The 25,112-nt window shown below is 38.5% G+C and carries 23 protein-coding genes; 7 read left to right on the top strand and 16 right to left on the bottom strand.

The window, feature by feature from the left end; all coding sequences use genetic code 11:
- Positions 1 to 155: 155 nt before the first annotated feature.
- The gene (locus AWN68_RS14015; RefSeq protein ID WP_245658012.1) at positions 156 to 617 is read left to right on the top strand and encodes a MarR family winged helix-turn-helix transcriptional regulator; all 462 of its coding nucleotides are present in this window, start codon (positions 156 to 158) and stop codon (positions 615 to 617) included.
- Between the two features lie 111 nt (positions 618 to 728).
- Positions 729 to 1,136: a heme-binding domain-containing protein gene (locus AWN68_RS14010; protein WP_068416869.1), complete on the top strand. Its 408-nt coding sequence runs from the start codon at positions 729 to 731 to the stop codon at positions 1,134 to 1,136.
- A gap of 73 nt (positions 1,137 to 1,209) precedes the next feature.
- Here the strand turns inward: AWN68_RS14010 and AWN68_RS14005 are convergent, their stop codons facing one another.
- From AWN68_RS14005 to AWN68_RS13975, 7 genes are all read right to left on the bottom strand, one after another.
- Positions 1,210 to 2,133 (bottom strand): universal stress protein, encoded by a 924-nt coding sequence (locus AWN68_RS14005; protein WP_068416867.1) that lies wholly within the window; start codon positions 2,131 to 2,133, stop codon positions 1,210 to 1,212.
- 105 nt (positions 2,134 to 2,238) lie between these two features.
- Positions 2,239 to 3,324, bottom strand: coding sequence for an aminotransferase class V-fold PLP-dependent enzyme (locus AWN68_RS14000; RefSeq protein WP_068416866.1), 1,086 nt, complete (start codon positions 3,322 to 3,324; stop codon positions 2,239 to 2,241).
- Positions 3,317 to 4,504 (bottom strand): MFS transporter, encoded by a 1,188-nt coding sequence (locus tag AWN68_RS13995; protein WP_262501382.1) that lies wholly within the window; start codon positions 4,502 to 4,504, stop codon positions 3,317 to 3,319. Before AWN68_RS13995 ends, AWN68_RS14000 begins: the two co-directional genes overlap by 8 nt.
- A 557-nt stretch (positions 4,505 to 5,061) precedes the next feature.
- Positions 5,062 to 6,381, bottom strand: coding sequence for a hypothetical protein (locus tag AWN68_RS13990; protein ID WP_157716230.1), 1,320 nt, complete (start codon positions 6,379 to 6,381; stop codon positions 5,062 to 5,064).
- A 25-nt stretch (positions 6,382 to 6,406) separates the two neighbouring features.
- Positions 6,407 to 7,015 carry a hypothetical protein gene (locus AWN68_RS13985; protein WP_068416858.1) on the bottom strand — a complete coding sequence of 203 codons (609 nt, stop codon included), beginning with the start codon at positions 7,013 to 7,015 and terminating at the stop codon, positions 6,407 to 6,409.
- A gap of 1 nt (position 7,016) precedes the next feature.
- Complete coding sequence (locus AWN68_RS13980) at positions 7,017 to 7,790, bottom strand: anti-sigma factor family protein (protein WP_068416855.1); 774 nt, start codon at positions 7,788 to 7,790, stop codon at positions 7,017 to 7,019.
- Positions 7,780 to 8,400 carry an RNA polymerase sigma factor gene (locus AWN68_RS13975; protein ID WP_245658011.1) on the bottom strand — a complete coding sequence of 207 codons (621 nt, stop codon included), beginning with the start codon at positions 8,398 to 8,400 and terminating at the stop codon, positions 7,780 to 7,782. The genes AWN68_RS13980 and AWN68_RS13975 overlap by 11 nt, the downstream gene beginning before the upstream one ends.
- 277 nt (positions 8,401 to 8,677) lie before the next feature.
- On the opposite strand from AWN68_RS13975, the gene AWN68_RS13970 reads away from it, so the two are divergent.
- The 3 genes from AWN68_RS13970 to AWN68_RS13960 all read left to right on the top strand — a co-directional run bounded on the left by AWN68_RS13970 (position 8,678) and on the right by AWN68_RS13960 (position 11,146).
- On the top strand, positions 8,678 to 9,259 hold the full coding sequence (locus AWN68_RS13970) for a YceI family protein (RefSeq protein WP_068416852.1): 582 nt from the start codon (positions 8,678 to 8,680) through the stop codon (positions 9,257 to 9,259).
- Positions 9,260 to 9,271: 12 nt separating this feature from the next.
- Positions 9,272 to 10,534 carry a hypothetical protein gene (locus tag AWN68_RS13965; protein WP_068416850.1) on the top strand — a complete coding sequence of 421 codons (1,263 nt, stop codon included), beginning with the start codon at positions 9,272 to 9,274 and terminating at the stop codon, positions 10,532 to 10,534.
- Positions 10,535 to 10,600: 66 nt separating this feature from the next.
- On the top strand, positions 10,601 to 11,146 hold the full coding sequence (locus AWN68_RS13960; protein WP_068416847.1) for a YceI family protein: 546 nt from the start codon (positions 10,601 to 10,603) through the stop codon (positions 11,144 to 11,146).
- Between the two features lie 8 nt (positions 11,147 to 11,154).
- Here the strand turns inward: AWN68_RS13960 and AWN68_RS13955 are convergent, their stop codons facing one another.
- From AWN68_RS13955 to smc, 4 genes are all read right to left on the bottom strand, one after another.
- Complete coding sequence (locus AWN68_RS13955) at positions 11,155 to 12,759, bottom strand: MutS-related protein (RefSeq protein WP_068416844.1); 1,605 nt, start codon at positions 12,757 to 12,759, stop codon at positions 11,155 to 11,157.
- A gap of 134 nt (positions 12,760 to 12,893) precedes the next feature.
- Complete coding sequence (locus tag AWN68_RS13950) at positions 12,894 to 13,748, bottom strand: cyanophycinase (RefSeq protein WP_068416841.1); 855 nt, start codon at positions 13,746 to 13,748, stop codon at positions 12,894 to 12,896.
- The gene (locus AWN68_RS13945; RefSeq protein WP_068416838.1) at positions 13,745 to 14,431 is read right to left on the bottom strand and encodes an SGNH/GDSL hydrolase family protein; all 687 of its coding nucleotides are present in this window, start codon (positions 14,429 to 14,431) and stop codon (positions 13,745 to 13,747) included. Before AWN68_RS13945 ends, AWN68_RS13950 begins: the two co-directional genes overlap by 4 nt.
- A gap of 37 nt (positions 14,432 to 14,468) precedes the next feature.
- A complete protein-coding gene (gene smc, locus AWN68_RS13940; protein ID WP_068416835.1) occupies positions 14,469 to 17,999 on the bottom strand; it encodes a chromosome segregation protein SMC in 3,531 nt (1,176 codons plus the stop codon).
- A gap of 69 nt (positions 18,000 to 18,068) precedes the next feature.
- Here smc and AWN68_RS13935 point away from each other — a divergent pair, with 69 nt between their 5' ends.
- Positions 18,069 to 18,539 carry a hypothetical protein gene (locus AWN68_RS13935; protein WP_068416833.1) on the top strand — a complete coding sequence of 157 codons (471 nt, stop codon included), beginning with the start codon at positions 18,069 to 18,071 and terminating at the stop codon, positions 18,537 to 18,539.
- Here the strand turns inward: AWN68_RS13935 and AWN68_RS13930 are convergent.
- The 3 genes from AWN68_RS13930 to AWN68_RS13920 all read right to left on the bottom strand — a co-directional run bounded on the left by AWN68_RS13930 (position 18,536) and on the right by AWN68_RS13920 (position 20,984).
- On the bottom strand, positions 18,536 to 19,834 hold the full coding sequence (locus tag AWN68_RS13930; protein ID WP_068416831.1) for a M56 family metallopeptidase: 1,299 nt from the start codon (positions 19,832 to 19,834) through the stop codon (positions 18,536 to 18,538). The two genes, AWN68_RS13935 and AWN68_RS13930, sit on opposite strands and share 4 nt — an antisense overlap.
- 10 nt (positions 19,835 to 19,844) lie before the next feature.
- On the bottom strand, positions 19,845 to 20,213 hold the full coding sequence (locus tag AWN68_RS13925) for a BlaI/MecI/CopY family transcriptional regulator (protein ID WP_068416827.1): 369 nt from the start codon (positions 20,211 to 20,213) through the stop codon (positions 19,845 to 19,847).
- Positions 20,214 to 20,321: 108 nt separating this feature from the next.
- Complete coding sequence (locus AWN68_RS13920; RefSeq protein ID WP_068416825.1) at positions 20,322 to 20,984, bottom strand: DUF4159 domain-containing protein; 663 nt, start codon at positions 20,982 to 20,984, stop codon at positions 20,322 to 20,324.
- A 137-nt stretch (positions 20,985 to 21,121) separates the two neighbouring features.
- On the opposite strand from AWN68_RS13920, the gene AWN68_RS13915 reads away from it, so the two are divergent.
- Positions 21,122 to 21,781, top strand: a complete 660-nt coding sequence (locus tag AWN68_RS13915) for an NUDIX hydrolase (RefSeq protein WP_068416822.1) — start codon at positions 21,122 to 21,124, stop codon at positions 21,779 to 21,781.
- 10 nt (positions 21,782 to 21,791) lie between these two features.
- Here the strand turns inward: AWN68_RS13915 and AWN68_RS13910 are convergent, their stop codons facing one another.
- Both AWN68_RS13910 and AWN68_RS13905 read right to left on the bottom strand, forming a co-directional pair.
- The gene (locus AWN68_RS13910) at positions 21,792 to 24,290 is read right to left on the bottom strand and encodes a hybrid sensor histidine kinase/response regulator (protein ID WP_068416819.1); all 2,499 of its coding nucleotides are present in this window, start codon (positions 24,288 to 24,290) and stop codon (positions 21,792 to 21,794) included.
- A 150-nt stretch (positions 24,291 to 24,440) separates the two neighbouring features.
- Positions 24,441 to 25,022 (bottom strand): LOG family protein, encoded by a 582-nt coding sequence (locus AWN68_RS13905; protein ID WP_068416817.1) that lies wholly within the window; start codon positions 25,020 to 25,022, stop codon positions 24,441 to 24,443.
- Between the last annotated feature and the right edge of the window lie 90 nt (positions 25,023 to 25,112).

Below are 25,112 nucleotides of genomic sequence, written 5' to 3'. Positions count from 1 at the left end.
ATGTGTTGTTTAGCCTGTTAGATGCTGATAAGACTCATAGGTTTAGTTGAAAGTTAATTGGTTTTAACCAAATTAAAAACTTTGAACCAAGAAGGATTTTATGGGGTTTGGTTTTCGTTGTCTATATTTAACATTAAGTAAGTAATTCACATATCGTGGGGTTAGAAGAGGATATTAAGCAAGGCCGTAAGTTTAAGAATGAGTACGAAAAACTGATTGTAAACCTGATTTACACTAACAGTTGGATTTCGGAGCAGCAATTGAATATGTTTAAGCCTTTCGGAATCTCCTCAGCTCAGTACAACGTGCTTAGAATTCTAAGAGGACATTACCCCAAACCCTGTACTATCAATAGTATTATAGACAGAATGATTGATCGAATGTCGAATGCTTCACGAATTGTGGATAGGCTTGAAGCTAAGGGGCTTGTAGCGAGAGAAGTGTGCTTGGTGGATAGGAGGGCGAAAGATGTGCTTATCACACAAAAAGGGCTTGATCTGCTAAATGAGATTGAGGTGAGCTCCAAACTATGGATGGAGCGATTTGAAAAAATTAATGAGGATAGGATAAAAGCAGCCAATAACCTATTGGATGAATTAAGAACCCTACAGGATTAGCTCAAAGGTATAAGTTATAACCGCTGGCATGCCTTATTTCGCTCCCCAACAACTTATGATTTAAACCTTTGCATACTTTTTTCATCTTACTCTGGTAAAACTATTTTAACTATGAAAAACATTCTTAAACCGAGTGCTGTACTTTTTGCTCTATTAATGATCTCAGTATCTTTTATAAGTAAACCAGAGGCGATTGAGGTTACCGTTTCGGTAGAGCAAGATGGGATTACAATCCCTGAGAACATACAATTGATTATTGAGGCAAAATGCATGAATTGTCATAAGCCTGATGCCCGAAATGAAAAAGCCAGAGAAAAACTTCAGTGGGAAAAGGTGGCTAAAATGAACAAAGAAGAACAAGCTCACTTGATTGCAGAGTTGTTTGAAGTGCTTGAAGAAGGTAAAATGCCTCCTGCAAGAACGGTTGAAAGAAATCCAGAAAGTAAATTGACAGATGATGAGACCAAAGCATTGTTGGCTTGGGTTGAAGTAGAAGAGAAAAGAATCAAGGGAAAATAATTAGACCTTTGAGAACATAAAAAAGCCTTTCATTCTTGAGAATGGAAGGCTTTTTGCTTGAATGCCCTTTGGTTTAAATTTCTCTTATTAAGTCCATTAGACCAGCATTTTTTCCTTTTGGTCTTACGATCATCATAGGTATGTTATTGTTGATTTGGATGAGTTGCTCGGCCCTGCTTCCAATAAACAAAGCGGTGGTAGCTGTTCTCCCTTTGACTCCTATAATGATGGTTGTTGGTTTGTGCTCATTGGCAAAATCGATGATGTCATTCACTGGATCATCATTAGTGTCAAGCGAGTAGACTACTTCAATATCACAGTCTTTATGATCAATACCAGCCATGAATTTTTTGTAATCTCTTTCTGCATTTGCTTTCATTACTTCTGCAAACTCTTCGTAAGTTTTTCCAGAATAATGGTATCCACCTGGTACGGTATATACATTTTGGCAGATGATTTTAATGTCATTCTTGTATTTTCTAGAAATGCCAATAGCTTCTTCCATCGCGATTTTAGAATGTACAGAGAAATCACAAGGGACGTGGATCAGGTTTAAATTAGAACCTGAGTTTTCTGGAATGATGAAGAGTGCACAGTCTGCTCTTCGGGCCAAACGGTTAGAGAGAATTCCACCTCCAACAAAATTCTTATGACGTCCCATCATAATTAAGTCGATGTCGTGTTTCTCAACAAATTTCAGAATGGCTTTTGCGGGAGAGCCTTCCTTGATATGTACTTGACTGATAGCCTCTAGTTTCTCAGGCAACGTAGAAGAGACCAAGCTTTGGATCATCTTCTTCCTTTCCTCAATAGACTTGTCTTTGATTTCAGGGAAGTTTTTGAGAACGGCCTCTGGAATCTTCATTTCGCTAATACTATTGAAGAAATGAATTTCCTTAGTCTCGTGTGCGATGGCAATTATCTCAATAAACCTGAGAAGTGTTTTGTCAACATCGCTGGTGTCCATCAACACCAAAATTTTTTCTCTTTTGGGCATAATTCTAATATAAACCTAAGGGCAAAATTAAAGATTTAAAAGGTAGATGTACCCATGAATATAGGCAAAATTTAAAAGGATTCTAATCCATTTATTTCGAATGCCTTAAAGCTTCATTCCGTTTATGGTATCATAGAGTAATTCTATCAATTCTTTTGAATGTGTTGGGAACGATGCGATTCGGATTTGTTTGCCTTTATACTCGCCATAGCCGTTTCCAAGCACGAAACCTTTGGATGAAAGTTCATCAATCCATTCTTGAGAAGAGGTCAATGTATTTGCGACTACAACCGTTTTAGATTGGAGCTTCTCATCTGTTACAAAGTGATTAAATGAGGGATGGTCGGTAATCATTTTTTGCAACAGTAGTCCCTTGTAATTGCTTTCTCTTCTGATTACATCAATGCTCTTGTTGAGCATGTCAGTAGTGACTTTCATTAATAGAAAGATGTTGAGTACATTAATAGTATAGGTGGTCTGGAACTTACTTCCGTTTTTAAATAGGTTAGGTAATGTTTGGTAAGTGCCTATTGAGTGTCCTTCGGCTTCCTTCTTTAAAGCCTTTTCAATACAACGGTTGTTCACTATCCATACGCCCAAACCAGCTGGAAGTCCAAAGCATTTTTGAACAGAAAAATAAGCGCTATCGATTTGTGTAAAATCAATGTCAATCACTGGAAATGCTGAAACGCCATCTACCGCAATAATGGCTTCGGGGTGCGACTTCCGTACTTTATAAATTTCTTCTACGGGAAAAGTGACTCCAGTACTGGTTTCGTTCAGCGCAAAGCTGATGAGTTCAGTGTCTTGAGGAATATCGTCTGTGTTTACTTCTGGAATAGCACCGAACCTGGATTCGCTCTTTAAAGCTTGTTTTCCCAGACTTTTAGAAAATTCATAGAAACGGTTAGAAAAAGCACCATTGCAGAAGTGGTAAGACTTGTCCACCACCAAGTTCTGGATTTGTCGCTCCCAAATTTCTGTGGCTGAACTAAGAAAGAAGACATGATAGTCTTCAGGGATGTTCATCAGGGTTTTTAGGTTTTCTACCGCATGTTGGTAATAGGCCGAAGCTTGCTTGCTTCTATGGTTAACCTCCATCACTTGGTCTCTAACTGCCTGTTTTAGATGTTCTTCTACGGTAAAATAGAGGGCAGAGGGCCCTGGAGTAAAGAAAATTTTTCTAGCCATTGTGTTCTTCCTTTTTCAGCAATTCTAACTGTCGGTAATAATGATTACGTACAAACAGAAAATAAAATGCTAACGGAAGCAAAAGTATTAAGCCGCAGATGAAAAACATCGTATCGATGCCATAATATTCTGCAACATAACCCAAAGCGATTGAGCCGGCCCCAATTCCTAAATCTACGGCAGAGAAGAAAGTAGCGTTTGCTGCCCCTCGTCTTTCAATAGGGACAATGTTCAAAGCCATGGTTTGAACCGTAGGCATAATCAGTCCATTGCCCATACCTACTAAAACGCCACACATCATAAACGGCCAGAAGCTGTCGGTATACTTGAGCCAAATCAACCCAATAATGGTGACAACCAAACCCATTACAACAATGCCTGTTGGACCTTTTCTATCCATAATTTTACCCACCAAGAGTCTAGATGCAGCTACACCTATGGCCATGAAAATGAAGAATAACGCACCCTGTTTCAGGCCTAGTTCATCGCTGTAAATTCGAATAAAGGATATGATAGCGGCATAAGGGAAAGCGCCCATGAACATTACCGCTGCGATGCGGTTCACACGGCCGTCAAACATTTTCTTAAGGCTTAGTTTTGTTTCACCTGTCTTAATGTTTGGCACTTTAATGATTAATGCGAGTACAAGCGAGGCGAAACAAACCGCAAAAGCAATATTGAAGAGGTTGGTGAAATTACCTTGCCCCATGATCTGATCTCCAGCATAGGGCGCAAAAGCAATAGAAAAAGTCATGGCAAGCCCGAAATAACCGATTCCTTCACCTCTTTTGCTTTCGGGAATAAGATCAGCGGCTATTGTGCTTCCGCTGGTTGTAATTGTTCCCCAAGTAAAACCGTGGAATACACGAAGGATTAAAAGGATAAAGAAGGTAGAGGAGAAGTGATATAGTGCAAATAGGACCGTGAAAATGGCCAAGGCCCAGAGATAGACTGATCGCCTTCCGTAAGCATCTAATGCATAACCGCAAAAGGGGCGAATGATTAAAGCCGACAAGGCATAAACGCCAATAATGTAACCCACTTGATTTTTATTCGCTCCTAAAACATCAACAGCGTAAACGGGTAGGGTAGGCAGCAGGAAATAAAAAGCCGTTGCCATTAAGAAATAGGAGATGAAATGAAGGACGAAATCCCGGGTTAAAATCTTATCGGTCTGCAAAAGCTAAATCTCTTAATGGATAATTACCTAGTAGGCATTTGACAAAACAAAGAATAAATTATCACGAATGAAAACAGAAAGCTTCTCAAACGCATTTTTTATTGATTGTTAACGGTGAGACGCGAAATTAGAAGTTTAGGTAACAGCCACTAAAAATGATTGATTTAGTTTTTAGGGAACAAATGCCTTCGTAGCTTTGTATGTATATTCCCCAAGGGGCTCGGACAAATTTTTGAACTTTACAAGTTAAACTAAAATGCCGGGTGATTCTCGCACAAAACAAGGCCTCACTCTATTTCGATTTATCGGAATTGGGCCTCGTTCGAAAGAGCAGGATAACAGTGGACTGTTGCGGGCAAAGGGATAGCCCAAATCCTGTCTATTAAGGAGGTTCAAAAACATCCGAGTTCTAAAGGGTTTATAAAAAGCTCCGATTTATCGGAGCTTTTTGCTTTTTATTGAAGCTGAGTTGTTGAATTCACTTGGCCCTAAAAAAGCAATAAGTGGCATGAAATTCATCATACCACTTATTGCCTTGACCTTCTTTAATTTTAAGACTAATTTTTGCCTTCTGCTTTACCGTTAAGTACTCTGACTTTATCGTAAACCGACTGTGCTTCTGTAGAACTCGGTTGAACAAAATAAATTCCTTCAGCGGATGAGTTAATACTTGAAGTGAGCTTCTTCACATCAATATCTTTTTTCAATTGGTCTAAGCTGATGCCACCTTTAGAGAATTGATCTATTTGGCTTTTGTTGACCGAGATTCTAACAGACTTTGGAAGCATGTTTTTTGTGAAAAAGTTGCTAAAGTTTAAGTTAAGTATAATTACCTCATCGCTTTTTACGCTGCGTAAAGTACGTCCGTAAGTAATTAGGCTTTCTTTGGCCAATTCAATCAAATCATCGAAGGACTCTTCAACCTTCTTAAGTTGCTCTTCTTCTTTCTTTTTCTCCTCTGTATCTTCTTTGATAACATCCACTCGTTGGCCACTATAAAAAGCTACTCTTGCGTTGTCTCCTCCTGAGCTATAGGTTAAACCTATGTTGTACATTAATCCAAAGCCTTCAAAATAGGTCCAGCTGGTGTTGCTTGTTTTTCTATAAGTCCCGTCAAAAGTAGATTTAAAGAGGTCGTCTAAAATTCCAGCCATAATTTTAGTGTCGGACGACTCTTTAGTTTCATCATCTATTACCTTAGTGGTTATTTTGCCTTTGGCAGCCTCAAAAGAAAGCTTGCCACTCAATAAATCCTTCAAATCTTTAAACTGAATGGAAGAAGAGATTCGTTTAGAATTTGATCTACCTCTAGTATTTACGAAAACAATGTTTTCGCCTTGATTCGCCCTTCTGCTATTATCACTAATGGGTGAATACTTAACGTTCAACATAATTTGCTCATTGTCTTTTACTTCAGTAAGAATACTTCCGTAATTCAATAAAAATTCTGTTGAGAGTTCCTTAAGTTCATTTTCTCTGTCCTTATTGGATTGATCTATGTCGATTTTTTCTTTGTCGTCTTTCTTTTTCTCATCAGTTGATTTTACATTTAAATTAATGCTTTCTGCAAAAATCACCCTGCCAAATAAACTGTTATCCCCTAAATTGAAAATGACCCCTTTACCTGGGATATGAATCCCCTTAATGTCGTTTGAAGAGGATGAGTAAAGTTGTTGACTAGATTCCCTAAACATATCACTCAACACGTTTTGAAGAATGATAATGTCTCGCTCCATTTTTGGGAGTTTAGATAAGTCTTGGTCTCTGGAAGGAAACCCGCCAACCACTGTTGCTGTAGTGCCGAATTGCTGAGCATTTAATGAGCCGCCAAACATCATCAGAGATGCTAAGGCGAGTGCTTTGATTGTTGTTTTCATTTTCATGATTTTGATATTTTGATTGTTATTTCTTTTCAATTTTGATTCTGTCTGATAATTGGCTTTCGTTGATTTCACCTTTACTGAAAGCATTTATGTCGCTCATTTTCCAAACGGCTTCTAACTTGTAAGTCCGCTTTCCCGATTTTGGAGAAGGGGGGAGTTCTTTGCCATCCACTTTTATTTTGCTGTCTTCAATGTTAAACACAAACCTGAATTCTTCATTTGGTTTAAGGTGAGGTAGATAGGAGTGGAAATCCTTGATAAATTTCTTGGTAGCCTCTTCTAATCTTTTTTGTTGAAGGCTGATAATCTCATCGGTATAGAAAGTGTCGAGTATTTCATAATCATTGTTACCGAACCTTGCCGATGCCGTATTGATATAAACATTCGCATTCGGTGCTTCAAAGTGAATCTCAACCCCTTTTCCACTTTGATAATCCCCTTCGCTTTCTTTTATGTTATTCAGCAGCACAGCATCGTCATAATGTTTGAGGAAGTTTTCAAAAGTGACTCTAGTAATTTCTAAGTCTCTTTTGATTGGGCTCAAGCCATTTTGTTGTAGTTGGGCTTGTGCATTTATGCTTACCACCAGACCAAGGAGGTAAATCAGATATTTTGAATTTTTGACCATTTTACTTTTTGTTTGGGTTATTTGCTGCAACGATGTCTACTTTTTCAGAAAGCGTCAATATTGCATCTTGTAAATCCAGTTGCTTGTTGATGGTGGCATCTTCAAGGTTGGTAAATGCGGCTTGAATGTTTCTTAGATCTTCGATGCGTTGGCTGTCCCAATTGTTTGAAAAGGCCACAACAATTTCTCTTAACATGTCTCGATAATCGCCTCCGAGTTTATCATTCAGCGAAGCCATTTGATACATTAGATCATTTTTCTCTTGTTCAAATACCTTTTTGATTACTTCTTCTGAACTCATATTGGCCTGAAGAATTTGCATCTCATAACCGATACTGTCCTGCACAGATTTTAAACTGGTTTGCATATAATCCAGCATGAGTTGGCGGTCACTGTTTACAATATCAGCGACTTGTTGCTCGGTGAGTCCATTTTGGATATCACCAAAAGCCATTTGAAGCCCATCATCGTTATACTGAACCGAAAAACCAGAGGCCCAACCTGCTGTAATGATGAGTAGGATTGTAGCGGCTATGGCTAGATATTTTCTCCAGTAGAGCCATTCGCTATTCGTTTGCGGCATCATAAAAGGAATAGACTCGGGTTCTTCGTCATTCAAATCGGCCATTACCATTCTAGTGGCTTCAAGCGCTTGCAGTTCTTCTTTTACCTCAGGATGAGATTTTATATAATCATCGATCTGAGCTTTTTCCTCAGGATTGATCTCATCGTAGAGATAATCCATAAGATCTTCGTTTGTTGGTTTATAGCTCATAATGAATTGTTTCTTGGTTAATGTTCCATTGGGCCAGTAGCTTTTTTAAGGAGCCTAGTGCGTAATACAAGCGAGATTTGACCGTGTTTTCTGAAATGTCCATTGCTTCGGCAATCTCTCTTATTTTCAATCCCTCATATTCTTTCATAATCACTACTAGTCGTTGTTCTTCTGGTAGTTCGGCCAATGCTTTTTTCAACACTTGTTTTAACTCCATACTGCCAAATTCCTTTTCTGGGTCACTATTTCTGTCTGTCGATTCCGAATTCTGAATAAAGTCTTGGTCGGTCTTCGACTGTACCTTCATAAAAGGGAAAACCCATTTTGTCTTTTGTCTTCGGGCTTCTTCATGACAGTAATTGGAAGCAATCCGATAAAGCCAGGGTTTGAACCTGTGCTCGTCTTGTAAGGATTTCAGATTTTTGTTCATGCTAATAAAGGTTTTTTGAGTTACCTCCATCGCTTGATCATGGTCGCCAAAGTACTTTAGGGCGAAGTTGTAAATACGCTTATACCATTGCTTTACCAGTTGGTTCAGCGCAATAGCGTCCCCCTCTTTTGCAGCGGTAATCAAGAAGTTGGTTTGTGGCATCAGGTTGATTTCCTTCATTGGATTATCGTGTTCCCGAACTTATGATGAACTAAGCTTTTAAAAAGTTTGAAGGAAGTTAAAGAATCCTTGTGAATTCAAAGCCACAGAATGGGGAGACATGGCTTAAAAGTGTTGAATTTCAATATAGAGCCATTTTTTTGCCCGAAATATCAATCTTATTATTATGACCTAGGTCATGTTTTAAGGTGTTTAAAGTCACAAAGCACCGTGATACACATCAATCTAAGGGCAGTTTTAATCCTGCACCTTTGTTATGTTATTAAAACCTAGAACTATGAAGGTTAACACTATTATAAAACTCACAATAAGATTAATGCTCGTTACGCTCATGGCATTGTCATACAATGTTTTGAGCGCACAAGAACATTACAGTTTGATCAAAGCCGATCAGCAATTTGTGGTGAAAGGAACTTCAACACTGCATGATTGGCATATGGACGCCAGTGAAGGCCAAGGCGAATGCACTTTGATACTAAGCAATGGAACCATGAAGGTTCAAAAGGCTGAAGTCAAGTTCAAAGCTGAAGGTCTGGAGAGCGGAAAAAGTGGAATGGATAAGAATGCTTACAAAGCCCTTAAAACAAAAGAATATCCTTGGGTTGAGTTCAAGCTTTCTTCCTTCGAAGCGAAAGACGGTGGGAAAGGTACTGTAATAGGAGATTTAACCATTGCAGGCTTTACCAAGTCCACCTCCTTTGAAGTGGAGACCACACAATCTACAGGAACGATGACTATTTCAGGTTCTTCTGCCTTTAAGCTGACAGACTTTAAGGTTGATCCACCTACAGCCCTTTTGGGAACAGTAAAAACAGGTGACGAAGTCACCGTAGAATTTAAGCTAACATTCAAAAACTAAAATCATAAAGTCATGAAAAATTTTAAAATCACATTTTTAGCACTGTTTTTATTAAGCAGTATCGTGAGTTTCGCACAGGTAGACTTGCGAAATCCTCTTCAGTATAATAGACAAGCAGGAAAAAAGGGAGTAAACGTATTTGAAACATCAAAAACCGACACCGTAATTTTTGATGGAATTAATGTAAGAGTAGGTGGTGATTTTGCTCTTCAATTTCAAGGCTTAAGCCACGAAAACTCTATTATTGGAGATCCGCTTGTTGATTTGGGATCGAACTTTAGTTTACCAACTGCAAACTTGAACCTTGACGTTCAATTGGCGGACGGTATGAGATTGCATTTAAGAACTTATTTGTCTTCTCGTCACCATACTGAATCCTATGTAAAAGGTGGATATCTCCAAATGGATAAACTAGACTTTATCAAAGAAGGATTCCTTTCAGAGTTAATGGAAATCGCTACCATTCGAGTAGGTATGGATCAAATTAATTACGGTGATGCTCAATTCAGAAGATCAGACAATGCGATGACTATTTACAATCCGTTTGTGAGTAACTACATCATGGATGCATTTACAACTGAGCCTTTCTTTGAAGTAACATTACAGCCTTCAGATTTCATTTTAGTGGCTGGGGTAACTAACGGTAGATTGAATCAAAGTCCGGTAAAAGGTGATAATGGAATGGTTATCTATGGAAAAGCAGGTTGGGACAAGCAAATGGATGACGACTTAAGACTTAGATTGACAGGTTCATTGTACTCAAGTTCAGACAAAAGTACTCGTGACTATATCTACGGTGGTGACAGAGCAGGTGGTCGATACTACAGTACTTTGGCCACAGTAGCCAATGGTGGTTCAGACTTCGACCCTAGGTTTAACCCTGGATTCGGTTCTCAAACAGCGATTCAATTCAACCCATTCATTAAATTTAAGGGCTTAGAGTTCTTTGGAATAATGGAGTTCGTGAACAATGGTAATGATGTCGTAGGCGGAAGCTTTACTCAAGTTGGTTTAGAAGGGCTCTATAGATTTGGAATGAATGAGCAATGGTACTTTGGTGGTCGCTATAACAGTGTGAGTGGAGAGAAAAGTGATGTTGCCAGCACAAACGATATTAGCAGATTGAATCTTGGCGGTGGTTGGTTTATGACTAACAACGTTTTGGTGAAACTAGAATATGTTAATCAAGAATACTCTGGTGCTGGATTTACAGGAAGCCGATTCCAAGATGGTAAATTCAACGGTCTAGTTTTGGAAGCTGCTATTAGTTTCTAATTAAAGTATAAACCTTATAATCGTTGATACTTTCGAAGTTGCTATCTTAATATTTAAGCTAATTGAATGCAGAAACTGATTATAATTATAGCCTTAGGACTGTTTTCTATACTATCACTTACTGGGCAAGAATACCTAGTGGTAATGGGGAAAACAGTCCTTATTAAAGGCAAGACCTCTTTCGGGAGGTTTTCTTGTACTTATCAAAATGGGGAAGATCAGGATACCGTTAGCTTCTCAAAAACACCCAATGTCGAATCGTTAATGGATTTATCTATTCCAGTGGCCTCGTTTGATTGCGGAAATAGAATGTTGGATAGAGACTTTGGGAAAACATTAAGGTCTGATGAGTTTCCTCACATCGAAGTAAAGCTTGATGACTTTAAAAGGATTGGTCAACATTATTTCGGTGATATATGGATTATGCTCACAGGTAAAGAAATGAAAATGGAGCATATCCCTTTTGCCATCAATAAGGGTGAAGCAGGAGAGTTCCTTTACTCTGAAATCACTATTTCATTAGACTACTTCGATTTAAGCCCTCCAAATAAACTCTTTGGTCTAATCAAAGTTCAGGATGAACTGATTATTGAATTGAGTTTGAAAATGTAACCCATTTATCAAGATAAGTTAGTCTCACTCCCCTTTTGTTTAAGGGTTGAAACCATATTATAAGCCTCAGAAATTACTGCTTTTGGATAACCGTTTGCCGCAAGAATTTTAATGGCATTTGTATTCCTGAGCTTACCCTCTTTCAGTTTATAGTCAAAATTGATTTCATCATTTTCAACATTTTCTGAGAAATGATAGAGGTCGTACTGGTTTTTTAAATAATCGACCAATTCAAGGTCATGGGTTGCAATGAACACAGTGTTTTTGATGTTGTGGAGGTAACTCAATACAGCTTTTCCAGTGGCAATTCGTTCTAGCGTGTTGGTGCCTTTAAACAGTTCATCAAGAAGAAACAAGTTTTCTTGCTCGCTCTGACTTTCGTCAAGTATGTTTTTTATCGATAATACTTCTTCATAATAGTAGCTCTTGTCACTCATTAGGTCATCAGCCATGTGAATGGCGGTCTGAATATTCATTTTATTCATGTGGAATTCGCTAGCGAAACACATGTTTAAGGTTTGGCCGACAAGGCAATTAATTCCAATGGTTCTTATAAAAGTAGTTTTGCCCGACATATTCGATCCGGTAAGTAACACAGACTTCTCTTTAGTTTGGATCGAGTTTTCGACAGGCGCTATTATTAAAGGGTGGTATATGTTAAGTGCTGATATTGCTTTTTCTCGCTCATTGAATACTGGCATGCAATAGTTGTCTACCGTACTTCTGAGTGTGTCCATGCAAATGGCTACATCCATCTTTCCTGTGAATGAAAAAAGGGTTTCAATATTAGATTTTCGAGACTCCAGTTTCTTAAGGGAATGAAACAGTAATATTGGTTCTATAAGGAACGCCACCCTGGTCATTTCTACAATGTATTCGGCTATTTGACTTACATCTGATTGGAGTTTGTCCTCTAATCTGAAAACAGAAAGTCTGTTGGCTATTTGATCTAACTTTTGAATAGATTCGTCTAAGTCTGGTGATTGGGTTTTTGTGAGCTTTCTTATTGTTTTGGAGACCTGAATAAGCCGAAGAAGTTGTGGGATTGAATTACCATATCTGAAAACATTTTTCTTGTTCCAGTAATGGAGGGTGAAATTGGCTATGAAAATAAATATAAAAGCGATCCATAAAACGGGGTAGAAGATGGCACCTATTAAGCAGCTAAGACTAAGGAATGCCAACATCTGAATTACCCAAAACCACTTTGGCTTTTTTAACTGTTCATCTTGAAATAGAGTGCAGATTCGGTAAGCCTCTTTCTTTTTTAATTTTGAGAGTTCTTGAATACATGACTTTTTAAGGTTGAGATCATCTCTGAATTTGCCTACCAGTTTCTCTTGCTCATTAGCTCTTGCATTGCTCTTGGGGATTGTTCTAAGCAATCGATATAAATATTGCTGACCAACTCTGGATGTAGTTCGGTCTAGAAATATAAAAACTTCATCTAAGTCTAAATCTCTAGCAGTACGGTCAGCAACGAAGTGTTCATCAGGTTGATTGGGATGCTTAGACCAGAATTGCTGTATTAGCTCAAAGTTGAAATTTTCACGTTTCACTTTGATCTGCTCTTGAAAAAGCTCCTCTCTCTTTTTGGCTGTTGATTTAAACATAGATGCGCTAAGTACTGCCTTAAGCCAAGTTATATGAATTTTGAGTATGCGACTTGATAAAAGAGTCAGCCAGTAATTAGAAGGCAGTCAACGGCAAAATGGTTTGACAGAGAAGCCGTTCTTTAAGACTAGGGTTATCTGCTTCCACTCACCACTTTTCTTTCAGTCATATCGTATCTTCTTCCAGCACGAAGCACATGGAATTTTTGTTCTCCTTCGACATTGGCTTCATACTTGCCAGTGGTTTGGTTCCAATGTGTGCCATCGTATATCATAATATAGCTTTGGCCAATTACCTCAAATTCATTTCCAGACACCAACATTGCGGTGTCCTCATCGAGGGCAACACCCAATAACTTCGGGTACTTCGCTAAAATTTCAAACATATCGAACTGACGGTTTCTGGCCAAAGTGTGTTGGTCTATGGCGATGTTTGAAATAAAGCCTAAACCCACTTCATGGTCACCCATCATAATATTGCTGCCTTTGGTATCGCCACGGGCTAAATACGAACCTTGGATGGTAGCGCCAGCAGAACTGCCAGCAATTACTCCGTCTCTCTTGAGCAGGTTGAAAAATTTTTCGTGCACTTTGGTATTAAGGTAAGAATCAGCCAAACGCCATTGACGACCCCCCAAGAAATAAACGCCACCTGCTTCATCTATCACTTTGGAAAAGGCTTCCGTATTGGCTTCTTTAGGGTCTGTAGTATGAAGTACAGAGACTTTTGCGGCACCAAAGCCTTTCCAGTCTTGCTCTATTCGTTTGATGACTTCAGGAGTGACGTTGTCTCCTCCAGCGGTAGGGATGACCACGATGTGTGCCTTTCCTTCACCGCCTGCCAATTCAATTATTTTGGCGTAAACACTTGGGTCTTTTAATGCACCACCAGCGATAATCAAATGTCCACTTTTAGGGCCTTCCGTAGTTTGGCTAAACAGTGAAACGGTAAGGAATATACAAAGGAGTGTTAGGCTTAGTTTTTTCATTTTTTTAGCATTTTTTCAATTTTCTTCCCAAACAATTCAACCCATTTGGTATACATTTTACCAGAGGGGTGGAGGTCATCGTGGGCCACAAGTTCTGGTTGCGACTTTGCCATTCTTGAAATTGGTGTAATGTTGAAATATGCTACTCCGTATTTCTTAGCAATGTTCTTAGATACCTTGTTATAGGCGTCTAACTCCTTTTTTATTTGATCTTCTTTGGCTGCTCCAAATGGTGTTTTTCCGTAATCTGGAATCGATACTACAAATACATTCTCTTTTTTACCTCCAGCGTACTTGATCGCAATTTGAAGTAGCTCTTCAAATTCAGGAGCGAAACTCTCTACCGATTTGCCTTGGTACTGGTTGTTAACCCCTATTAAAAGCGATACCAAATCATAGCTTTCTAAAAGCTCATTATCGGCTTCAATGGCTGCTTTTAGATCATCAGTTCTCCAACCTGTTTTGGCAATAATTTTGGGGTCTTTCATCGGAATCCCCTCATGTACCAAGCGCGCAGCGAGTTGCATTGGCCATCTTTGAGATTCGGCCACGCTTTCGCCAATGGTATAAGAATCACCGAGTGCTAAATATGTTTTTGATGGTTCTTGAGCTGATGAAGTGTTCATACTTGAAAAGGAAATGAAAATGAGTAACAATGCTAAAAGGGGGAGCCTTTGTTTCATAATATTTATTTTTCAATAAAATTAAGAAAACTAGCGACTACACCAATTCTCGTAAATCTACAGGCACAACTCTGGAAACTCCTTGCTCAATCATGGTGATGCCATAGATTACATCGGTACTGAGCATGGTTCTTTTGTTGTGGGTAACAATAATGAACTGAGAATCAGCCGAAAATTTCTTGATGATCTCATTGAATTTGTCAATGTTGGCATCATCCAAAGGCGCATCCACTTCATCGAAAATGCAGAATGGAGCAGGTTTGAGCAGGTAAATAGAGAACAATAGGGCGGTGGCCGTTAGTGTTTTTTCTCCTCCAGAAAGCTGGTTAATGCTTAACGGACGCTTTCCTTTAGGTTTGGCCATGATCTCAATGGCTGATTCTAATGGATTGCTTGGGTCTACCAATTTGAGTTCGCAGTCGTCTTCATCAGTAAACAATGATCTGAAAACTTTGACGAAATTATCTCTGATCTGACCAAATGCCGAAAGGAAGGTCTCTTTGGCCACAGCATCAATTTCATCGATGGTTTGCATTAATGAACCTTTGGCTTCTACTAAATCATTTTTCTGAACTGTGATGAAATCATAGCGCTCTTTGATTTCTTCATAGGCTTCCATCGCCATAGGGTTGATTGGGCCTATGCGTTCAATTTTGTCTTTTACTTTTTGAACTAATGCCTTGAGTTCTTCAACAGGGGTGAGGTCTTCTTCTTCAACCTCTTCTTGTAGAAGCGCATTCAAATCTATGTTGAACTCTACCGATAGCCTCTCTTTTACCGCGCTCAGCTCCAATTTGGTTTCATTCAATTTAGATTGAAACTCCATAAGAATGGTATCTGCTTGCTCTCGCTTTTGGCGTAGCTCTCGCAAGGTTTTGTCCGACACATCAATGTTGCCACGCTGGGCGTAATATTCTTTTTCCGATTCGTTTACCCCTTTTTCGATACTTTCTTTTTCATCGTAAAGCCCAATGAGTTCATCATCGTTGCTTTCCGTAGTATCGATCAAACGTTTGATTTCGGTTTCGTTTCTTTCTAATTCTAGCTGGTTCTTTTCAATCCTGGATTTACTTCCGTCATAAGCGGTTTGCTTGTAGTCAATTTCTTGTGTTACCGACTGAAGTTTGTTCTGTTTTTGGTGGAATTGAATATTTATTTCGTTGTATTTCTGCGATTTTTCAGAAAGTAGTTCATTCTCCTTTTTGGCATTTACTTCCAGTTCACCAATGCCTTGCTGGAGCTCCAAATAGCTTCTTTCTGCCTCTTTTACTTCTGGCCTTAATTCAATGAGATCAGCAGAAATATTATCAATGTTTCGAGTAATGTCTTCTCTTCGGTTGGCATTGCTGCTCAACATTTGGCCAAGCTGTTCTTTCCTGGTTTTTACAGAAATAAACTCTTCGTTGACCTGGTTATATTCCTTTTGCAAGGTGTCAATTTCGGTTCTGTAGCTGCTTGATTTCAAATGCGCCAGTTCCTTCTGCTTTTCGTCAAGCCTTTCTTTGATCTCCGCAATTTGAGTTTCAAGCTCTTTAATGGTTTTTTGTAGCTTCTCTAAATTCTTAGCACGGCCAATTCGCTTACCCTCAAAAAGGCCTACTGAACCTCCAGAAATACTGAATTTACGTTTGGTGTACTTGCCGCTTTCAGTAATGAAAACAGCATCTTCATCAATAGGGATTTCGCCAGGGCCACCAGCTATTACAAATACATTTTCCAAGATAAAGCTAATCAAGCGCTTGTATCTAGGCTCGTATTCTACAATCTCGGTAGCAGGAACTGCATTTTGGAAGAGTTTGGCTTGCGGAGCTTCATATCGGTCAAATGCATCGAGAATAAAGAAGTTGGCTTTGCCTTTTGCAGCATCACTTAGAATATTCACGGCCTCAAAAGCCTGCCTTTCATTGTCTACAATGTAGTAGTTCATGTAAGGCTCCAAATAGTTTTCTATCGTGATTCGGTAACGATCGTCACAGGTAAGAATATCGGAAAGGAGTGGGGCGTTTTTGCTCCAGCTGGCTTTCTTCTTTAGGAATTTAATAGCTTCTGGAAAACCTTCTAAATTCTCCACCAAACTTTTGGTCAGGTTGTATTCGTTGCGTTGCGAATCGAGTTTACGGCTTAGTTTCGTTAGTTTCTCACGGACGACATCAATTGTTCCTTCTGTACTTTCAATGGATGTGCGCTGCTTTTCTTCTTGGTTTTTCTTCGTTTCAAGATCCTTCTTTTTCTGCTCGAGAATTATCCCGATTTCTTCCAGTTTGGAATCAAAGGATTCAAGGTTTGCTGATTGTTCCGAAGTGTCTGAAGTGGTTTTTTCTAACTCTCTATTTAGGGTTTGAAGTTGGATCTCCTTGATTTCAATTTCCTTCTTAAGGTTATAGAGCGTTTCACGGGTTTCGTTAAAGGCTTTGCTTTTTTGATCGAAACTGGCTTGGGCTTCTTGAGCGGCAGTGCGTTGTGCTTCAAAAGCAGTTTTTAAACTCTCAATTTGAGCCGTTGCTGTTTTTAAGTCCTTGTCCGCTACTTCTTTCTCGTTTTTTAAACTCTCTAAACTGAAAGCCGCGCGTTCATTACTTTTCTTATCCGACTCAAGTTGCTCACGTAGGTTATCACTTTTGTCTTGAAGAAAAGTGAGTCTTTCATTTTTGATTTTTCTATCGCTTTCGAACTGACGAATTTTATTGACGTGCTCGTTCAGTGTTCGCTGGCGTGTAGAAAGTAATTTTTCTTTCACAATAAGGTCGGCTTTTCCTTTTTCGATGGCCGCCTCTTGTGTTGACATCATTTGATTGATCTCAACTTTCTTATCATTCAGTTGCTGAATTTCTTTTTCAAGTACCTTGAGCTTGTTGTTCTGCGTTTCAACCGTTTTTCTGGTGAGCCTAACACTTAAACTTTTGTGTTCTTCTTTGTACTCGTAATATTTAATGGCTTGTTTGGCCTGTTTTTCTAAGGATTTGAGGTTCTTCTCGATCTCAAAAAGTAAGTCTTCTACACGATCCAAGTCGTCATCGGTGTCTTTTAGTTTTTTAAGTGTCTCTCTTTTTCTCTTCTTGAATTTTGAAATTCCAGCGGCTTCTTCGAAAAGGTCTCTTCGAGAGTTCTCCTTATCGTTCAAAAGGTCATCGACCATTTTAAGCTCGATAATGGCATAGCTGTTTGATGCGATGCCAGTATCCATGAATAATTCATTGATGTCCTTCAGTCTACAGCCAACGCCATTCAAGAGGTATTCACTTTCGCCTGACCTGTAGTAGCGCCTGGTAATGGTGACTTCTGTATATTCTGTCGGAAGGAGATTCTTTGTGTTTTTGAAACTCAATGAAACTTCGGCCAGCTGAGTGGGTTTTCTTTTCTTGGTTCCGTTGAAGATAATGTTCTCCATTTTCTCGGAACGCAGCATTCTTGTTTTTTGCTCGCCCAACACCCAGCGGATGGCATCGACAACATTTGACTTACCACAGCCGTTAGGGCCTACAATACCTGTGATGCCTTCATCAAAATTGATGACGATTCGATCACCAAAACTTTTAAAGCCCTTGATTTCTAATTTTGTAAGCTGCATTGAGTGGGGATTGCGAAAAATCGACCTTAGTAAGCAAAATTAGAATTAATTCTTAGATTTGCTAATAGCATGGAATTTGACACCAGTAACTTACTCTATATCGCATTTGCCATTCTTTACTTTGTTTTTACAGCAAGAAAGAAAGGACAAAAGAAAAACGCAGGAGATCCATCCTCATCGCCAGAGAGGAGTGGGGATACAGTGGGGCCAGTCCCAACCAACCAGCAACCTACTTTTGAAGACCTATTGGAGCAGTTTACTGGACAGCGAAAAGTAAAGGAAGCCGCTAAACCTGTTGTAGTAGAAGAATCAACCTCTAGTGTAATTGAGGAAATAAAGTCAAATCAAACTAGGAAATCTATCTATAGTGAGGCAAACAAACTATATGGGGCTAAAAAACGCACAGAAACATCGAGTATAATATTTCATGAGCCTGAGGAAGAACTGGCTGAAGGAACAGATTATGCCGCACTCATAAGTGATACTGATGGAGCTCGAAAAGCTTTTGTAATGAGTGAAATTTTTAACCGAAAGTATTAAGAAGCGCTAAAGGTTACAGGGATTTCAATTTTAGTAGGAACAGCGAATCCGCCTTTAACTCCGGGAGACCACTTGGGCGATTTTTTTATGGCGCTCAACACTTGTTCGTCAAAGTCTTTGCCAATACCTTCTACCAGTTTCACTTCTCTAATCTCACCTAGTTCGTTTACTGTAAATGAAACGGTCACATCACCCTCCAATCTTTTGGATGTTGTTTTTTCAGGGTATTTAATGTTTTCAAGTAAATACTCCTTCCAAACATTAAACCCTCTTTCTGGGGTTGGTTTTAGATCCTTTTCATCAAAATTCATATATACATAAGCTGTTTCCGCAATGCTAACAGAATCCTTTTTCACATAGGCCTCACATGAAAAGATAAAGAATAGGAGTCCCACTACAGGGATTGGCGCAAGCAGTTTAAGCCAGTTGACTCTCTTTTCTGCAGTAATCATATCCACCCTTTTTAGGGTTTTGCTTTTGGCAAAGAAACTTCCTTGAGGAATACCCATTTTCTGAAAAACAAGCTTTACAAGCAACTTGGTATAAGCCACTTGTCCATTGGCTTTTACCGCTTTTCTATCAGCCTCGTATTCATGAATTTCTTCTAATAAACTTCTATAGAGATAGATGAAAGGATTGAACCAGAAAAGCACTTTCAAAACCTCCATGAGCATAATGTCGTAAGAGTGTTTTTGTTTGATATGAACTTTCTCGTGATCAAGAATTTGCTTTTGTTCTTCATTGGAAAGGTCTAAGCTATCGTCCCACATTAAATACTTGAAGAAAGCAAAGGTTGGCATGGAGCCTTCGGTTTTTACCGTAAAATAACCGTCCTTAAATCGAGTATTGTGCCTTCTGTACCAGAGGAAATCCTTGAAAGATCTCATTTGGATAAATAGCCTTAAGGCTAAAGCGATCAACCCAGCCATATATATAAATATAACGGCTTCCCACCATTGGATAAGTGGTTTCTCAGAATTGGCCATTACAGTTACAAAATAATAACCTTTAGGTTGAATAATAGGCTCTTTGGTTACTTCACTGCTTACTTCGTGCAAAGAGTTCAGTACACTGGGTGTGTTTTCGGGATTATACCCCACGTTTAGTAATGGAAATGAGAATGAGATTATGATGGCTGCCAATAAATAGAATCTGTTGTATTGGAAGCTACTCTCTTTTCTCAAAACAAAATGATATAGCAAATAGAATACAGCTAAACACGTAGCGGTTTCCAATGCGTATAGAAGCGCTTCATTTAGCGAATCTAACAATACTAAGGTGGGGTGTTTTGACATGACCTAACGTTTAGTCTTCTTTTAAATCATCTCCAACGTGTTTCGCTAACGACTCGAATTCTTTAATGTCCATGTCGTTTTCTTGTGCGAAAAATGATACCAACTTTTGGAATGAACCTCCAAAATAGCCTCCAATAAAATTCTTTAGGTAGAAATTACTGTAGCTTGTTTTGTCCACAAGTGGGAAATACTCATGAGTTTTTCCGTAGGCCTTATAGCCCACAAAACCCTTTTTTTCCAAAATTCTGATGATCGTTGATACTGTATTGTATGCAGGTTTTGGCTCTGACATCTTTGAAAGTACATCCTTTACGAAGCCTTTTTCAATCTGCCATAAAATCTGCATCACCTGCTCTTCTGCTTTCGTTAATTCTTTCATATCTATTGATTAAAACACTCGCGTTATTCTAATATCAATAATAAAACTATTGCACTAGTTTTCCAACTAATGCAATAGTTTTTTAACTTCGATATGATATTTAATGAATTATTGAGTGAAGGCGTAGGCAATCAGGTTGGCACCCATCCTTAATGCTTGAAGACGGACCGACTGCGGGTCATTATAGATGCGCTGATCTTCCCAGCCGTTACCTAAGTCACTCTCATAGGAATAGTAGCATACCAAACGGCCTTCGTAGATTAAACCAAAGCCTTGAGGAGATTTGCCGTCATGCTCGTGAATTTTCGGAATGCCTTTGTCAAACTTGAACTTCTGGTTGTATACTGGGTGATCGTGCGGTAATTCAATAAATTCTAATTCAGGGAATACCTTTTTCATTTCTAGCCGAATGAATTGGTCTAGCCCATAATTATCGTCAATATGTAAAAAACCTCCAGCAGTGAGATAATTTCTAAGGTTTTCTGCCTCCTGATTCGAAAACACCACATTACCATGACCAGTCATGTAAATATAAGAATACTCAAACAAACTAGGGTTGCCAATTTCTACTACAGCATCTTGCGTATCAATGTTCGTTTTAAGGTTTTCATTGCAGAAGGTAGCCAAGTTGGGTAGTGCAGTTTTGTTCGCGTACCAATCGCCTCCGCCATTGTATTTTAATTTGGCAATTTTTAGTTTGGCTTGTTGGGCGGAAACTAGAGTGACTGCAAAAAGAAGTAAAAATGGCAAAAGAATTCGGTTGGCTTTCATAAGTTGGGCTACGCTTATTTTCTTTAAAAGAACATATTAGGTAAAATTCCAAATGAAGTAAAGAAAGCGGGTTATAATTGAACCAACTTTTATACAAGAACGCTATATTTTCAAGGAAGTTTACTCAAAACAATGAAATGAGGTTTTCTAACATTGAAATAGTTGCAAATCAGTTAAAGGCTCGTCTTGACTTACCCTTGCCTGGAAGAGAGGCTCAAGTAAAGATGGCACCTACACCTGTAGATGAGAATCGCTTTACCGAAATGGTCAATAGACCTGCTAGGCCAGGAGGGGTAATGGTACTGCTTTACCCTAAAAATGGAGAGTTGTATTTACCATTGATGAAACGACCTGGGTACAATGGTACTCATGGCGGACAGGTTAGTTTTCCTGGAGGTAAAGCTGAGCAGGAGGATTTGAATTTGATTGAAACTGCCCTAAGAGAAACTGAAGAAGAAATAGGGGTGAAGACTACAGCCGTTTCGGTGTTGGGGCAGTTGTCTGAACTGTTTATAGTTGCCAGTAATTTTAAGGTTTTGCCTACGGTTGGGATTCTAGATCATTCGCCTCAGTTTATACCTGATCCTTATGAGGTAGAATCAATTTTGGAAGTGCCGATTTCCCAATTCTACGACCAAGAGAAAAGAGGAGTGCAGGAAATGAGGTTTGGTAAGTATGTAATCCATTCACCTTATTTTAAGGTGGAAGAGCATTTGGTTTGGGGAGCAACGGCCATGATGCTTAGTGAGTTGCTGGCCGTTATTGATGATATGGGAGATGATTTCAGCAAGACCTAGCAATCGAAAATTAGGTTTCTTTTGGAGTCTCTTTTTTTAAGTAGAAAACCAACTTGTTTAAGAGTTCTTTTGGATCGAAAGGTTTAGAAATAAATTCATCCAATACATTTCTCATTGGATTTTCTTGCAAATCGTTTTTAGAAAATGCCGTCATTCCAATAATATTTGTTTTCTTATTGAGCTCTGATTTTTCTCGTATCAATGCAGTACACTCAAACCCATCCATTTCATCCATATGAATGTCCATTAGAATGAGGTCAAAAAACTCTTCGTTGCTTTTTTGAAATGCTTTATTGCCACTTGAAGCTTCATGGAACTCAGCATTCCATTTCTGAAATAACCTATTAAGCACCATTCGATTCATGTAGTTGTCATCTACCACAAGTATTTTGGCCTGTTTTAGGTCGAAAATGGTGTCGGCTTTATTTGCTGCCAATAAATCAAAGGTTTCAGGGAGTTTAAATTCGATTACAAATTTAAAAGAGGTGCCTTCACCAAGCTTACTGAATACAGACACTTTGCTATCGTGTAGTCCTAATAACTTTTGAGTAATGGATAAACCTAGCCCAGTACCTCCATATTTTCTTGCGGTATCGCTACTGGCCTGTTCATAGTCGTTGAAAATTTCATTGATCTTATCTTCTGGGATTCCGATACCGGTATCGGTAACTGTGAATTCTATACTCACTTTCTCGTCTTCAATCCCTAATAAGTCCGCGCTTACTACAATACTACCATCTTCTGTAAATTTTAAGGCATTGCTCATTAAGTTATTGAAGATTTGGGTTAGTCGGGTAGGGTCTCCAATAAGTCTGTTTGGTGTATTTTCAGAAAGGTGAAAATCCAATGCTATATTTTTGCTATGCGCTTTAAACTTGAAACTGTCCCTTATGTTTTTAAGCAGGTCGATTAATGAGAAGTCAATCACTTCCAGCCTTAATTTTCCAGCTTCAATTTTATTGTAATCAAGTATGTCATTAATTAAGGAACTGAGACTCTCGGCTGAAAATTTCAAAGCATCAATGTATTCTTGAGTTTCTTCATTTTCATTATCGATATCCATCAAATGGCTTAAGCTAATAATGGCGTTCAATGGTGTTCGGATTTCGTGACTCATCACAGAGAGAAAATCAGACTTAGACTTGGTCGCCTGTTCTGCTTCTTTTCGTGCTTTTTTCAACTCAATATTCTGGACATTGATCTGATGGGTTCTTTCTGCTACTTTTTCTTTCAGTTCTGAGTTGGTTTTTTCTTGTAGTTTTTCATTTTCAACTAATTGAATGATTAATGATTCTTGTGTAATGGCTTGGTTTTCAACCAGTTTTTTCATTTTATGTCCCAGTCCTAAAGCGAAAAAAATAATTTCGATACCCACTCCAAGTTGAACATATGGGACGATTTTGGCATCTAGATTAAGGATGTATTGGGCTGAAGCAAACAAAGCTATGGTTACTAAAAAAATAGAGGCAATTGCGAAATAGCGAAGTTCCAAACTATTCAGCTTTCTGAGTGATAGTATGAAAACAACAACGCTGGCTGAAAGAGCTATATTAAAGAGATTGTGGACAATAAGTCCATTATATACATCTTTGGTAACAGTGATATAAATAGCATTGACCACAAAAGCAGTCAACATAATGATAATAAAATTTTTGAAGTAGTAGTCCCATTTTGGGTAGTGCTCTTTGGTGTTGAGGAAGTGACGAGCAAAAGAAAAATAGAATACAGCAGACAGATTCGGCAACAGCCATAATAAAGATAGGTTTTCTGGGTGTTCAGGAAAGATGTAAGGGTCTAAAAAACCATGGAAGAAGAGAAAGTAAACGGTGTTTGTGATGGCATAGAGTGCATAAAAAAGGAAGACGACTTTCTTTACATAGAGGTAAAGAGAAATGCCCAGAACTGATAAAATGATCAGCAGGCCCGTGAAGATCCCTTCCAGAAGAGCCTTTTTCTCCATTTGCTGGCTCCATTTTTCAAGCTGAACTGTTCTAAAGTCAAAACGAGGGGGGTAGTTATCAAGTGATTTTGTTTTTATTAAAAGGGAGACGCTTTCATCTTCATTTAAATCTAGTTTAAATTGAGACTGAAAGCCTTTTTTAATATTACGCTCACTGATGGGTGCAAAATAGCCTGTTTTAACAGAGTCTAGTACTCCACTTTTTTCAAAATAAATAGTAGAGTAGGAGTTGTCACCAGTGTAAACAACTAAGTTTTGGTATCGCTCTGAATGATTGGAAAGAACTAGTTTTACCCAGTAGGTTTTATTTGTTTCAAATAAATCGATTTCATCTAAACCGATATAGTAGCTCGTCCCAAAATCCTTGACCTGATCATAATTCAAATTATTACTATCATCTCTGAATACCATTACTTGAGATGCGGGGATATACTGGGTTTCGTTATTATATATTCGGTGCTGATACCAGTAGTCGGCAATGCTATCAGTATTTGCTAGGAGTGATTGTCCGCTAACAAGTAGAATTATAAGAATAGTAACCCTAGGCATAAAGTCTTAAACAAGGGGGAAATGGTTCGGTAAATTGGTACTCAAAAATGCTAATAATTTCCTGCTTTGTTAAATATCAATATGTTTAAAATTGAATTGTATGACAATAAGCATAATACTGTATTTCAATGGGTTAATTGTGTTTTTGAACTACGAATACTTCAATGCGTCTTTACTCCAAGGTGTAGACTGATGAATAGCTTCAAGCACTTTTTCGGGGTCTTCAAAGGTTTTCCATATGTCACTATGGATGGGCTTCATGAAATTTTCTTCAATAGAAAACTCTAACATTTTTATAAGGTGGTCGTAATAGCCAAATGCATTTAAAATGACAATGGGCTTTGTGAATATACCCAATCTTTTCAGAGTCATAGCTTCCAATAATTCTTCCATAGTGCCACATCCACCCGGTAAGGTGATAAGGGCATCTACACCTACCATAAACTGCTTCTTTCTCTCGTGCATATCGGCTGTGAAAATGAATTCGTTAACATCTTTATGATGGAATTCCACTTCTTTCATGAAGTGAGGCATAATCCCAACAATTCGACCTTTTTCAGCGATTATAGTATCTGCAAGTCTACCCATTAAACCACGGCTGCCACCTCCATATACTACAGTAATATTGTTTTTCACCAACACTCTAGCTAGTTTTTCGGTTGCTTCAAAATACTTAGGATCAATGTTTTCGCTGGATGCGCAGTAGATACATACCTTTTTGATTTTTTGCATGAATTGGTGGTTTGGTAATTGAGCAAGTTCGAGAAGATAAATCGTAACTCAAACAAATATAAAATTGATTTTACGTTCAGAAAGGATGAT

The sequence above is a fragment of the Roseivirga echinicomitans genome, assembly GCF_001592935.1.
Taxonomy (GTDB): Bacteria; Bacteroidota; Bacteroidia; order Cytophagales; family Cyclobacteriaceae; genus Roseivirga; species Roseivirga echinicomitans.
This window is presented reverse-complemented; position numbering and strand designations above follow the sequence as displayed.

Bases quoted from the DNA above. Each gene is read 5' to 3' on its own strand.
- AWN68_RS14005 (WP_068416867.1), bottom strand. From the start codon at position 2,133: ATGCCCAAAAGAGAAAAAATTTTGGTGTTGATGGACACCAGCGATGTT.
- AWN68_RS13950 (WP_068416841.1), bottom strand. From the start codon at position 13,748: ATGAAAAAACTAAGCCTAACACTCCTTTGTATATTCCTTACCGTTTCA.
- AWN68_RS14000 (WP_068416866.1), bottom strand. From the start codon at position 3,324: ATGGCTAGAAAAATTTTCTTTACTCCAGGGCCCTCTGCCCTCTATTTT.
- AWN68_RS13935 (WP_068416833.1), top strand. From the start codon at position 18,069: ATGGAATTTGACACCAGTAACTTACTCTATATCGCATTTGCCATTCTT.
- AWN68_RS13955 (WP_068416844.1), bottom strand. From the start codon at position 12,759: ATGTTTAAATCAACAGCCAAAAAGAGAGAGGAGCTTTTTCAAGAGCAG.
- AWN68_RS13990 (WP_157716230.1), bottom strand. From the start codon at position 6,381: ATGAAAACAACAATCAAAGCACTCGCCTTAGCATCTCTGATGATGTTT.
- smc (WP_068416835.1), bottom strand. From the start codon at position 17,999: ATGCAGCTTACAAAATTAGAAATCAAGGGCTTTAAAAGTTTTGGTGAT.
- AWN68_RS13975 (WP_245658011.1), bottom strand. From the start codon at position 8,400: ATGAAGGAAATCAACCTGATGCCACAAACCAACTTCTTGATTACCGCT.
- AWN68_RS13930 (WP_068416831.1), bottom strand. From the start codon at position 19,834: ATGTCAAAACACCCCACCTTAGTATTGTTAGATTCGCTAAATGAAGCG.
- AWN68_RS13905 (WP_068416817.1), bottom strand. From the start codon at position 25,022: ATGCAAAAAATCAAAAAGGTATGTATCTACTGCGCATCCAGCGAAAAC.
- AWN68_RS13945 (WP_068416838.1), bottom strand. From the start codon at position 14,431: ATGAAACAAAGGCTCCCCCTTTTAGCATTGTTACTCATTTTCATTTCC.
- AWN68_RS13970 (WP_068416852.1), top strand. From the start codon at position 8,678: ATGAAGGTTAACACTATTATAAAACTCACAATAAGATTAATGCTCGTT.
- AWN68_RS13960 (WP_068416847.1), top strand. From the start codon at position 10,601: ATGCAGAAACTGATTATAATTATAGCCTTAGGACTGTTTTCTATACTA.
- AWN68_RS13980 (WP_068416855.1), bottom strand. From the start codon at position 7,790: ATGAGCTATAAACCAACAAACGAAGATCTTATGGATTATCTCTACGAT.
- AWN68_RS13910 (WP_068416819.1), bottom strand. From the start codon at position 24,290: ATGCCTAGGGTTACTATTCTTATAATTCTACTTGTTAGCGGACAATCA.
- AWN68_RS13925 (WP_068416827.1), bottom strand. From the start codon at position 20,213: ATGAAAGAATTAACGAAAGCAGAAGAGCAGGTGATGCAGATTTTATGG.
- AWN68_RS13920 (WP_068416825.1), bottom strand. From the start codon at position 20,984: ATGAAAGCCAACCGAATTCTTTTGCCATTTTTACTTCTTTTTGCAGTC.
- AWN68_RS13915 (WP_068416822.1), top strand. From the start codon at position 21,122: ATGAGGTTTTCTAACATTGAAATAGTTGCAAATCAGTTAAAGGCTCGT.
- AWN68_RS13985 (WP_068416858.1), bottom strand. From the start codon at position 7,015: ATGGTCAAAAATTCAAAATATCTGATTTACCTCCTTGGTCTGGTGGTA.
- AWN68_RS14010 (WP_068416869.1), top strand. From the start codon at position 729: ATGAAAAACATTCTTAAACCGAGTGCTGTACTTTTTGCTCTATTAATG.
- AWN68_RS13965 (WP_068416850.1), top strand. From the start codon at position 9,272: ATGAAAAATTTTAAAATCACATTTTTAGCACTGTTTTTATTAAGCAGT.